The organism is Streptomyces sp. NPDC048057 (assembly GCF_040653095.1).
GTDB lineage: Bacteria > Actinomycetota > Actinomycetes > Streptomycetales > Streptomycetaceae > Streptomyces.
In genome coordinates this window covers 209,051-220,555 of the sequence record NZ_JBEZNF010000014.1, presented here as the reverse complement: position 1 = coordinate 220,555, position 11,505 = coordinate 209,051, and the positions used below count along the sequence as shown (strand labels likewise).

Annotated in this window: 8 protein-coding genes and 1 pseudogene; 5 read left to right on the top strand and 4 right to left on the bottom strand. The window is 73.2% G+C overall.

The window, feature by feature from the left end:
* Positions 1-195: 195 nt before the first annotated feature.
* From AB0E05_RS18825 to AB0E05_RS18815, 3 genes are all read left to right on the top strand, one after another.
* The gene (locus AB0E05_RS18825; RefSeq protein WP_361964706.1) at positions 196-1,266 is read left to right on the top strand and encodes a LysR family transcriptional regulator; all 1,071 of its coding nucleotides are present in this window, start codon (positions 196-198) and stop codon (positions 1,264-1,266) included.
* Positions 1,267-1,584: 318 nt separating this feature from the next.
* Entirely contained in the window at positions 1,585-5,187 is a 3,603-nt protein-coding gene (gene dnaE, locus AB0E05_RS18820; RefSeq protein WP_361964704.1) for a DNA polymerase III subunit alpha, read from the top strand.
* A gap of 6 nt (positions 5,188-5,193) precedes the next feature.
* Positions 5,194-6,225 carry a hypothetical protein gene (locus AB0E05_RS18815; RefSeq protein WP_361964702.1) on the top strand — a complete coding sequence of 344 codons (1,032 nt, stop codon included), beginning with the start codon at positions 5,194-5,196 and terminating at the stop codon, positions 6,223-6,225.
* A 26-nt stretch (positions 6,226-6,251) separates the two neighbouring features.
* On the opposite strand, the gene AB0E05_RS18810 is transcribed toward AB0E05_RS18815, so the two are convergent.
* Entirely contained in the window at positions 6,252-8,801 is a 2,550-nt protein-coding gene (locus tag AB0E05_RS18810; protein WP_361964700.1) for a tetratricopeptide repeat protein, read from the bottom strand.
* 20 nt (positions 8,802-8,821) lie between these two features.
* Entirely contained in the window at positions 8,822-9,256 is a 435-nt protein-coding gene (locus tag AB0E05_RS18805; protein ID WP_361964730.1) for a hypothetical protein, read from the bottom strand.
* A 180-nt stretch (positions 9,257-9,436) separates the two neighbouring features.
* Here AB0E05_RS18805 and AB0E05_RS18800 point away from each other — a divergent pair.
* Positions 9,437-9,619: pseudogene (locus AB0E05_RS18800) on the top strand (hypothetical protein); the annotation flags it as partial.
* Between the two features lie 63 nt (positions 9,620-9,682).
* On the top strand, positions 9,683-10,255 hold the full coding sequence (locus AB0E05_RS18795; protein WP_361964698.1) for a GNAT family N-acetyltransferase: 573 nt from the start codon (positions 9,683-9,685) through the stop codon (positions 10,253-10,255).
* A 299-nt stretch (positions 10,256-10,554) separates the two neighbouring features.
* On the opposite strand, the gene AB0E05_RS18790 is transcribed toward AB0E05_RS18795, so the two are convergent.
* Together AB0E05_RS18790 and AB0E05_RS18785 are read right to left on the bottom strand one after the other, a co-directional pair.
* Positions 10,555-11,031 carry a carboxymuconolactone decarboxylase family protein gene (locus AB0E05_RS18790; RefSeq protein WP_361964696.1) on the bottom strand — a complete coding sequence of 159 codons (477 nt, stop codon included), beginning with the start codon at positions 11,029-11,031 and terminating at the stop codon, positions 10,555-10,557.
* A 72-nt stretch (positions 11,032-11,103) separates the two neighbouring features.
* Complete coding sequence (locus AB0E05_RS18785) at positions 11,104-11,499, bottom strand: cupin domain-containing protein (RefSeq protein ID WP_361964694.1); 396 nt, start codon at positions 11,497-11,499, stop codon at positions 11,104-11,106.
* Between the last annotated feature and the right edge of the window lie 6 nt (positions 11,500-11,505).

Here is an 11,505-nt window from a genome sequence, read left to right as displayed (position 1 = left end):
ATCTCATTGCACGCGGCGAACATGTCCTTCAACCGCGCCGCACCATCCAGCAGCGAATACTGCGTGTGCACGTGCAGATGCGTGAAGGGCGGCTTCGTCGGGGGCATTCGCCCATTCAAATCGGGGGCGGCGCGGGCGATCAAACAACGGAACGGCCCTTCCGACAACCGCGGGTTGTCGCGGTAGCTTCGGGGGATGGAGTTGAGGGGCGAGGGGATGAACCTGGAAGCCGTGCGCACCTTCGTCGCGGTGGCGGAGGAGGGGCAGTTCCGGCACGCCGCCGCCCGGCTCGGCATCACCCAGCAGGCGGTGTCGAAGCGCGTCGCGGCGCTGGAGGCGACCCTCGGCGTCGCGCTGTTCGCCCGCGTCCCCACCGGCGCCGAGCTGACCGCCGAAGGGCGCGCCTTCCTGCCGCACGCGCGCGCCGTGCTCGCCGCGGTGCGCCGGGCCGTCGAGTCCGTACGGCACGAGGGCCGCCCGCTCCGGGTCGACGTGCTGCGGAACCTGCTCGCCTCGACGGAGGTGCTGCGCGACTTCCACCGCGCGCACCCGGACACCCCGCTGGAGGTCGTGACCCTGGACGGCGCGGAGTCGGCCGTACGGGCGCTGCTGGACGGCGAGGTGGACGCGGCCTTCGCATATCTGCGCAGGCCCGCGGCGGAGTGGGACGGGCGGCTGGCGAGCGCGCTCGTGTGCCTGGAGGAGCTGGAGGTGGTGGTCGGTGGGCGGCACCCGCTGGCCGGCGCGCACGGCCTTGCGCTGGCGGACCTCGCCCCGCACCCGGTGTGGATGCCGGGCCTGCCCGAGAGCCGCGAGTGGGGCGCCTTCTACCGCGAGCTGGCGCGGGACTTCGCGCTCGCCGTCGACACGTCCGGGCCGGACTTCGGCATCGACGCACTGCTCGACACCATCGACCGGTCCGGCGCGGTCGACCGGTCCGGCGCGGTCGACCGGTCCGGCGCGATCGACGGGGCCGGCGCGCGGCTGACCTTCGTCGGGGACCGCACGCGGGTGGTGTGGCGCAACCACCAGCGGCTGCACCGCATCCCGCTGACCCCGCCCGCCCCCGTCTATCCCTGGTCGTTGGTGTGGCACACCGGGAACCCGCACCCCGAGCTGCCGCGGCTGGTCCGGTACGCGCGCGAGGCCGGGCGGGCGCAGCTGCGGGAGCTGGCGGCGCGAGCGGCGACGGGGGCGGGGGCGTGGGCGTGGCTGCCGACGGCGGCGGACGTCCCGCCGACGCTCGGGCACCCTCGACGCCCCTGAAAGCAGCGGTTTCGCCGTGCGACGCGCCGTGTTGTCGCGCTGCCTGCTGGCCGGTGAGACCAACGCTCCCGCAGGGAAACGGCGGGTGTGTCCAGGTGACGCAGGGCGGGGAGGAACTGCGCGGGTCACCGCATGGCGGCCACCCGCTCACACCACACGACCCAGTGCTATATGTTCGAAATGTCGGATACGTCTCTCCGCTCGGTGACCCTCCCCTCAATTTCGAACATTTCTTCGATAGTGGTCTATCGTGAGGTCGGGAAGTCACGTGGGGCCGTCGGCCGGAGGGAGCGTTGTGGCTGGTGAGAGGAGGTGCGCATGTCGTTTACGCATCTCCGCACCGCCTCCGGGTTCTCCCTGCGGTACGGGGCCAGCCACGTCCGCGATCTCGCCCTGCGCGCCGCCGAGCGCGGTCTCGACGCGCTCGCGCTGACCGATCGGGACAGCCTCGCGGGCGCGGTCCGGCACGCCAAGGCGTGCGCCGCGGTCGGGATCCGGCCGCTGTTCGGCAGCGACCTCGGGGCGCCCGCCGTCCCCCGCCCCGGCGCGGGCGGCGCACCGGCCGGGATCACGCATCCCCGCACCCCCGCCAAGGGCGGCGTCTTCGTCACCGAGCCCGCCCAGCGCGCCGTCTTCCTGGCCCGTACCGCACCGGGCTGGGCCGCCCTCTGCCGGCTCGTCTCCGCGTCCGCGGACGGCGGGGTCGGCTGGGACGACCTCGACCGGGCCGCCGACGCCGCTGCCGAGGGTGGCGACGGCGGGCTGTTCGTGCTGCTCGGCGCGGACTCCGAGGTCGGCCGCGCCCTCGCACAGGGCCGCCCGGACCGCGCCGTACGGCTGCTGGAGCCCTGGCGCGAGCGGTTCGGCGCCGCCCTGCGCCTGGAGGTGTCCTGCCACGACCGCCCCGGCGCCGGCCCCGGCTCCCTGCGGCTCGCCGCCCGGATGCTCTCCCTCGCCGACGAGCAGGGCGTCACCGCCGTCCTCACCAACGCCGTCCGGTACGCCGACCCCGGCCAGGGCGAGGTCGCGGACATCCTCGACTCGGCGCGGCTGCTGGTGCCCGTCGACGTCCGCGACGGCGCCTCGCTCGACGGCGGGGAGCGCTGGCTCAAGGACGCCGGCGGCATGGAGCGGATCGCCGAGCGCGTCGCCGACGCGGCGGGCGCGGCTTCGGTGGCCCGCCGCGCCCGCGCGCTGCTCGCCGCGACGGAGGAGACGGCGGACGCCTGCGTCGTCGACCCCGGCGACGCCTTCGGCCTCGGCCGGCTCCACCTGCCCGAGCCGCACCTGATCGGCGCCACCCGGGAGTCCGCGGACCGGGAGCTGGCGGCCCGCTGCGCCGGCGCCATGATGCACCGCGGCCACCACCGGGACGGCGAGCGCTGGGACCGGCTGGAGAAGGAGCTGCGGATCATCGCGGGCCTCGGCCTCGCCGGCTACTTCCTCACCATGGCGGAGATCGTCCGGCTGGTGCAGGACATGGGCGTACGGATCGCGGCGCGCGGCTCCGGCGTGGGCTCGCTGGTGGTGCACCTGCTGGGGATGAGCCCGGTCGACCCCGTCGAGCACGGGCTCGTCATGGAGCGCTTCCTCTCCGCGTACCGCACCGCCATGCCCGACATCGACCTGGACGTGGAGAGCGCCCGGCGCGTGGAGGTCTACCAAGCCGTGCTGAAACGTTTTGGCAGCGATCGGGTCGCGACCCTCGCCGTGTACGAGACGTATCGCGCGCGCGGCGCGATCGAGGCCGTCGCCCGCGCCCGCGGCATCGACCCCGACGAGGCGCGCCGGCTGGCGAAGGCGTTCCCGCAGATCCGCGCGAAGGACGTGCGGGCCTCCCTGCGGGAGCTGCCGGAGCTGCGCGGGGTCGCGGGCGAGGACCACGGCCGGCTGTGGGCGCTGGTGGAGGCGCTGGACGGGCTGCCGCACGGCACCGCCATGCACCCCTGCGGCCTGCTGATCTCGGACGGCGGGCTGCTGGACCGCACCCCCGTCGTGCCCACCACCCTCGACGGCATCGCGATGGCGCAGTTCGACAAGGAGGACGTGGAGGACACCGGGCACATCAAGGCGGACCTGATCGGCGTGCGGATGCAGTCGACGCTGGCGCACGCGGTCGCCGAGGTCGAACGCGTCACCGGCGAACGGCTCGACGTCGACGACCCCGCGCAGGTGCCGCTGGACGACCCGGCGACGTACGAACTCATCGGCTCCTCCCAGACCATGGGCTGCTTCCAGATCGAGTCACCGGGCCAGCGCGACCTGGTGCGGCGACTGCGGCCCCGGACCATCGACGACATCACCCTGGACATCAGCCTCTTCCGGCCGGGGCCGGTGGCCGCGAACATGATCGACCCGCTGATCGCGGTCCGCGACGGCCGCGTCCCGGTCCGCTACCCGCACGACGACCTGCGGGAGATCCTCGCCGAAACCGGCGGCCAGGTCGTCTTCCACGAGCAGGTCATCCGGATCATGGAACGGATGACGGGCTGCGACCTCGGCCAGGCGGACGAGGCCCGGCGCGCGCTCTCCGACCGGGACCGACAGGGCCGGCTGCGCGCCTGGTTCGCCGACCGCGCGCGGCGCCGCGGCTACTCGACGCAGGTGGTGCGGGAGGTGTGGACCGTGCTGGAGGGGTTCGGCGCGTACGGCTTCTGCAAGGGGCACGGCGCGGCGTTCGCCCGTCCCACGTACCAGTCGGCCTGGCTCAAGACCCACCGGGCGGCGGCGTTCTACGCGGGGCTGCTCACCCACGACCCCGGGATGTACCACAAGCGGGTCTTCGTCGCGGACGCGCGGCGGCGCGGGGTGCCGGTGCTGCTGCCGGACGTCAATGCGTCCCGCGGGGCATCCGTGATCGAACTGGTGTCTGAGGGCGGGGCGGAGAAGTGGGGCGTCCGGCTGGGGCTCGCGCACGTCCGCGGCATCAGCGAGGCGGAGACCGGGCGGATCGAGGCGGGACGCCCGTACGTCTCCCTGACGGACTTCTGGCAGCGCGCCCGCCCGAGCCGACCGGTGGCCGAACGGCTGGCGCGGGTGGGCGCGTTGGACGGGGTCGCCGGCGGGGTCGGGCGGCGCGAGGCGCTGCTGGAGATCGCCGAACTGCACCGGCACGGGCGGGAGTCGGTGGGTGAGGGACAACTCCCGCTGGGTGGGGCGGGTGAGGCGGTCGAGGTGGCCGCGGCGGGTGACGAGGACGGGGTCGTACGGGACGACGGCGTCGGAGCCGGAGCCGTCCGGGACGAGGGCGGGACCGGGACCGTACGGGACGAGGGCACCGGAGCCGTACGGGATGACGGCGGGCTGCCCGCGATGGACGACTGGGACCAGCTCGCCGCGGAACTCGACGTCCTCGACATGGACGTCACCCGCCACCTCCTCGACGACCACCGCCCGCTGCTCGCGGACATCGGCGTGACCCCGGCCGCCCGGATCGGGGAGCTGCCGCACGGGACGACGGTGCTGGTCGCCGGGGTGAAGACGGCCACGCAGACCCCGCCGATCCGCGGCGGGCGCCGGGTCATCTTCGCCACGCTCGACGACCCCACCGGCCTGTCCGACCTGGCCTTCTTCGAGGACAGCCACGACCGCTGCGCCTCGACGGTCTTCCACAGCGCGCTGCTGCTGGTGCGCGGCACGGTCGCCCGCCCGCGGGGCAAGCCGCACAGCCTGAGCGTCACCGGGGTCGCGGCGTGGGACCTGGGCGAGTTGATCGACCTGTACCGCGACGGCGGTGCGGGTGCGGTGGCGGACCGGCTGGCCAGGCCGTACGCGCCGAGGGCCGGCCGGGAGGAGCAGGGCCGGACCCTCACCGAGCCCACCGGTTACGTCATGCACGCCTGGGCGGACCTGCGCCCGCCCGGCGTCCCCCTCGTGGGCGGCCGGACGCTGCACCACGCGAGCCGCGGAAGTGCGGGGTAGGTCGCCGTGATCCTCTACGTCCACTTCGCCGTACGAGACTTCCAGGACCACGACGGCCGCTTCGAGTACCCCGGTACGGAGGCGGTGTACCGCCGGCTGATCGGTCTGCTCGGCGGCATCACCCCGATCGTCCAGGCCCTCCCACCGGACGCGGCGTACGCGGACGTCGCGGGCGCCCGCCGCTACTTCGGGCGCGACGCACGGGACTTGGCGGCGCTGGTGCGGCTGCGGGTGGCCGCGGTGTACGGGATCGACTGCACCGTGGGGGTCGGCCCCAACCCGCTGCTGGCCCGGATCGCCGCGCAGTCCGGTCCGCCGGGCGCGATCCGCTGCACCCCGACGGCCCCGGCGGAAGTGGCCGCGTACCTCGCGCCGCTACCGGTCGGAGTCCTGCCCGGCGTCGGCCCCGCGACCGTGCGCACCCTGGCCCCGTACGGCCTGCACACCGTCGGCGACGTGCAACGCGTACCGACCGTGACGCTCGGCCGCATCCTCGGCACACCGGCGGCACGGGCGCTCGCGGACGCGGCGCGGGGCGTCGATGCGGGACGGGTGTCCGCGACGGCGCCGCCGCGGTCGGTGGCCGCGGTCCGCGCGTTCGGCCGCGACGAACTCGACCCCGAACAACACCACCGGGCCCTCCTGGGCTGCGCGGAGGAAATCGGCTGGCGCCTGCGACGCGAACGCCAGGTCACGGGCGTACTCGTGTTGACCATCACGTACGCCGACCGCACGACGACGACCCGCACCCGCACCCTGCCCGAACCCACCGCCCACTCCCGCGCGTTGGCAACGGAAGCGACCCGCATGTACGCCTCCCTCGCCCTGCAACGCGCACGGGTACGCGGCGTGACGCTACGCGCGGAAGCGATCGCCCCCGCGGACCACGCCACCCACCAACTCACCCTCGACCCCGAAGACGACCGCGCCCACCGCCTGGAAGCGGCAGCGGACCGGGCACGAGCCCGCTTCGGACCGGACGCGGTGTCCCTCGCGGCGCTGGGCACGCCACCGACCACGAAGGGCGGGCCCGGCTGAGAGAAGTCCGGTGCTCTGCTGCCCACTTACTCCGTGGCGTCTGGGCCCTCGACGTTGGAACGGGATGCTGCTGCGGCTTCGTCGTCGCCGGCGCGGGTGTAGGCGGTGGCGGACTGCTCCCATGCGTCCCGGACGCGGGACGGTTCGGCACCGGATGCCTTCAGGGTGGTGGCGAGTTCGCCCCAGGCTTCCCCGGTGCGTGCCCAGTCCTCTTCTTGGGCCAGCATCGCGGCTGCCTTCTCGCCTGCCGCGATCGCTTCCGCATGGCGCTCCAGCCCCCGATAGGCGGTGCCGAGGTTGTTCCAGGCCATGGCTTGGCCGTGGGTGTCGCCACTCTGCTGGTGGAGCTGGAGGGCGGTCTGGTGGGCGTCAAGCGCCTCGGTGTAGTGGTTCAGCTTCCCGAGCGCGTTGCCGAGGCCGTTCCAGGCGAAGGCCTGGCCGTGGGTGTCGCCGCTCTGCTGGTGGAGCTGGAGGGCGGTCTGGTGGGCATCGCGTGCCTCGGTGTGCCGCTTCAGCTCCTTGAGCGCGTTGCCGAGGTTGTTCCAGGCAGTGGCCTGGCCATGGGTGTCGCCGCTCTGCTGGAACAGGCTGAGCGCGGTGCGGCAGGCGTCGTGCGCTTCGGTGTGCCGCTTCAGCTCCTTGAGCGCGGTGCCCAGGTTGTTCCAGGCGCCGGCCTGACCGTGGGTGTCGCCGCTCTGCTGGTAGAGCTGGAGGGCGGTCTGGTGGGCGTCAAGCGCCTCGGTGCCCCGCTTCAGCTCCTTGAGCGCGGTGCCCAGGTTGTTCCAGGCAGTGGCCTGGCCATGGGTGTCGCCGCTCTGCTGGAACAGGCTGAGCGCGGTGCGGCAGGCGTCGTGCGCTTCGGTGTGCCGCTTCAGCTCCTTGAGCGCGTTGCCGAGGTTGTTCCAGGCGCCGGCCTGACCGTGGGTGTCGCCGCTCTGCTGGAACAGGCTGAGCGCGGTGCGGTGGGCGTCGTGCGCTTCGGTGTACCGCTTCAGCTCCTTGAGCGCGGTGCCCAGGTTGTTCCAGGCGCTGGCTTGATTGGTCGTGTCGCCGAGCGCCTGGCAGGCCGCGAGGGCATGAGCGCGGGCAGTGACCAGATCTTGGAGATGCCGTCGCCGGTCCAAGTACGGGCCGAGGGCGAATCCGAGGTCCAGAGCGATCTGGGTTCGGGCGTGCGTGTGGGTGGTGGCGAGGAGGTTCTCGCGTTCGGCGTCGAACCATGCGAGCGCCTGGTCCCGTCCGGGGAACAGCGTCGACACGGTGTGGCCCGGGGGGCGCAGGTGGGTGTCGGCTGCTTCGGCGTGTCGGACGTAGTGGCCGGTGAGGCGGGTGCGGGACTGTTCGTAGCGTCGGCGGGAGGCACGTCCGCTGTCCATCATCGTGCGGGCCTGCTCCTGTGCGTGGACGCGCAGGAGGTCGTGCATGAACCAGCGGTCGCGTGCCTGGCTGTTCTGGATGAGCAGGCGTGCCTGGACGAGCTGTCGCAGGAGGAGGGTGACTTTGTCGGCGGGCTGGTCCGTGAGGGCCGCGACGGCGGGGGTGGAGATGTCGGGGCCGACGTGGAGTCCCAGGAGCCGGTAGAGGTCGGCCTGTTGGTGGGTGAGCCGGGTGAGGCATTCGTCGAAGACGGCGCGCAGGTTCCGTTCGCCGTCGTCGAGGCCGCCGAGGCGGCTGCCGGCGTCGGTGAGCATCCGCACCCGTTCGGAGAGCGGCTGGTCGGGGTCGTCGGCGAGGAGCGCGGCGGCGATCTGGAGCGCCAGGGGCAGGTAGCCGCAGAGCGCGGCGAGTTCCTCCGCGGCAGCGGGCTCGTCCTCGACGCGCCGGTCGTCAGGATCCGCGACCGCCAGCCGTTGGCCCAGGAGGTCGACGGCGGCGTCCGGTTGGAGGGGGTGGAGGTTGAACAGGCGGGCGCCGAGCCCGGGCAGGGTGTGGCGGGAGGTCACCAGCACCGCGTGGTGGCGGGCCGGGAGCAGCGGGCGCACCTGGTTGGACGTCGAGGCGTTGTCCGCCACGATCAGGATCCGCTCCCCCGCCCTTCCCAGAGCGTCGAGTTGGGACCGGTAGAGCCCTTCCCGCTCGTCCTGCGTGGGCGGGATGTGCTTGGCCGCGACGCCGAGGCCCCGCAGCAGGGCCTCCAGTGCGTCCTCGGGCGGGATGGGGGTCGGGTCGTAGCCGCGCAGGTTCACCGTCCGCACGCCCGTGAACCAGCCCTTGTCGAGCGCGGCGTGACCCACGGCGTGGGCGAGCGTGGTCTTGCCCACGCCCGGCAGCCCCGCGACCGAGCCCACCGCCGCGCCCGAAGCCGTCGTCCCCGGGTCGAAGAGGGAGAGGATCTTGGCGATCTCGTCGTCGCGGCCGGTGAATTCCTGCGGCAGCCCGGGCAGGGTGTTCAGTGCGGTCGGCACCGCCGCGTACGCCTGCAGGTTGATGCTCGTGTTGTTCTGCGTCCCGCTGCCGACCACCTGACTGCGCTCGAACGACCCACCGGCGAAGCTGCTGCCGGTGCGTTGCCCCTGTCCGGGGCGCTTGCTCTTCTTCCCGCCGCTCTTGCGCTTGCCGGACTTGTTGCTCGCCATCGCACCCGCTGCCCGTGCCGCTACCGGTTGAACGTGTTGTTCTGCGTCCCGCTGCCGAGGACCTGGCTGTCGGTGAACGTCGCGTTGCTGAAGTCGTTGTGCGTGTTCTGCACCGGGGCCTGGGCCTGCGCCTGCTGGACGAGGGCCTGCAACTCCGCGGCCACCTGCTGCCGCTCCTCGTCCGGAAGTTGCTCAAGCAGCATCTCCAGCCGGGTCTGCCAGCGGGTGACCAGCACGGTCTGCACCCGCTCGGACGTGGCACCGTCACCGGCCGACTCCAGCTCGGCGCGGGTCTGGTCGAGCCGCTCAAGCTCGGCCTGCTCCCGCCCCGAGTCACCGCGACCGAAGATCCGCGCGACACCGCTGCGGATCCCGGCCCACGCATCCGTACCCGCCGCCTGCACGATCGCCCCGCCACCAGCCGCAGCCACCGCGATCAGTCCCTCGACCAACACGATCAACACCCCCACGCGTCACCGGACAAGAAGCCCAGCGTAGGACGAGACCCTCCACCCGAGCAGCCGAACCCCGACTTCGAAGGACGACCCGGCACCGCCGGCGAGGGAACGCCGGTAGGACCAGAACCCGTTCTGGCACAGCGCGAAGAAACAGGAAGCCACGGATTCCCCACCGGGAACAGGTCCACCGGCGAACGCTTCGAGAAGGCCCTGGGGGTCACGCTCGACTCGGTGGTGTTCCGCTCCTCCGGCCAGGACCTGACCACCGCCGGCAGCTACATCGAAATGGCGTCCCGCCTGACCGAGCCGGTCCTCCTGGGCCTGGCGGTCCTCGCCGTCCGCAACCGCGTCAGGCGCTGAGCCGAAGCATCGACGCGAGCCCACGCCCTGACACGGCGCGCCCCGCGGCCTCATCCTGGTCCCATGCATCGCACACGGCACACGACGCACGAGGGACCCGTCACCGTCGAGCGCCTGGACGGGCCGGGCGCGGCGCGGCTGGAGGAGGCGTTCAGCCTGGTGTACGCGGAGGCGTTCGCGGAACCGCCGTACGGCGAGGGCCCGGACGACGTCGCCGCCGCCTTCCGGCGCTTCCGCACCCAGGCCCGCGACCCCGCGTTCCGCGCCGCACTCGCCCGTACCGCGGGCGGCGAGCCGGTCGGCATGGCCTACGGCCGCCCGCTGCCCCCCGACACGGACTGGTGGGACCACCTGACCACCCCGGTCCCGCCCGACGTCCGCCGCGAGGACGGCCACCGCACCTTCGGCCTCCTGGAACTCGCCGTCCGCGCACCGTGGCGCGGCCGGGGCGTCGCCCGCGCCCTGCACGAGACCCTGCTGGACGGCGTCGGTACGGAACGGGTGCTGGTCGACGTCCACCGGGACGCCGAGGAGGCGACGGCGGCGTACCGGGCGTGGGGGTACCGGAAGGTCAGCGAGGCGCGGTCGCAGGACAGCGGGGACGTGTACGTGGTGATGGTGCGCGAGCTGGGGTGAGCGGGTGGTCGTTCGGGGCGGCGTGTGCGCCGTCAGTCGCGGGGCAGTCGTCCAGGAGCCCGGACCTCGATCTGGCGGAAGCGCTCACGGGTTCCGTGAGCGATCGCTGCCGCGTGCCTTCTCGTCAGCGGCGAGTTCGTCCGCGGTACCGACGAATGCCGGTCCGCAGTGGTCAGGGTCGCGCGCCAGGCCGTCTCGACGATGTCGGTCACACCGTGATGGTGCGGAGCGCGGCACGTCGGCGGCGAGCCGGGTCACCGTGGTGGGCCCAGGCCACGGTGACCCGTCCCGGCCGGCGTTCAGCCCAGTTGCCCGGCCACGTAATCGCCCGCCGGGCGCCGGGTGATGACGTTCATCCGGTTCGCCGCGTTCATGAACGCGATCGTGAGCACCAGGCTGGTCAGTTCCGCCTCGTCGAAGTGTTCGGCGGCGCGGGACCAGATGGGGTCGCTGACGCCGACGGGGGCGTCCGCGATGCGGGTGCCCTGCTCCGCCAGTTCCAGCGCGGCGCGTTCCGGCTCGGTGAAGACTGTGGCCTCGCGCCACGTCGCGACCAGGTGCAGCCGCAGCGGGGTCTCGCCGGCGGCGGTGGCTTCCTTGGTGTGGATGTCGACGCAGGTGGCGCAGCCGTTGATCTGGCTGATGCGCAGCGCCACCAGTTCCTGCAGTGCGGGCGGCAGGGGTGAGGTCTCCTTCATCGAACGGCCCGCGGACATGAGCTGCTTGAGGACCTTGTCGGCGCCGGGGGCGGTGAGGAGGTCCAGTCGTGCGTCCATGGTGTGCTCCTTCGTCAGGTGGCTACACCTCCGTGACGACGCAGCCCGGGGCTTTGTGACAGGTGGGCGCCGTCAGCCCTCGGGGTAGAAGACGAACAGCGTGCAGCCCGTCGTCGTCTGCGGGACGTGCGAGGAGCCGGCGGGGGCGTGGATGAAGGAGCCCGCGGGGTAGTCGCGGTGGCCGTCGTTGAAGACGCCGGAGACGACGTAGACCTCCTCGGGGCCGGGGTCGTGGACGTCGATGCCCTCCCAGCGGCTGTCGGGGTCCATCTCCAGCACCTGCGCCGACGCGCCGCGCTCGCCGCGCCACAGCGGGCGCTGGCGGATGCCGGGGAAGAGTTCGTGCACGGGTGCGTCCTGGACGGTGGACCACACGTATCCGGGCGTGTCCGGGCCGGTTCCGCCCGCCCTCGTGGTGGGTGCTGTCTCGTCGGCCCTTGCGTGTTCGGGCTGGTCGGTCGTCGTCATGGAGAT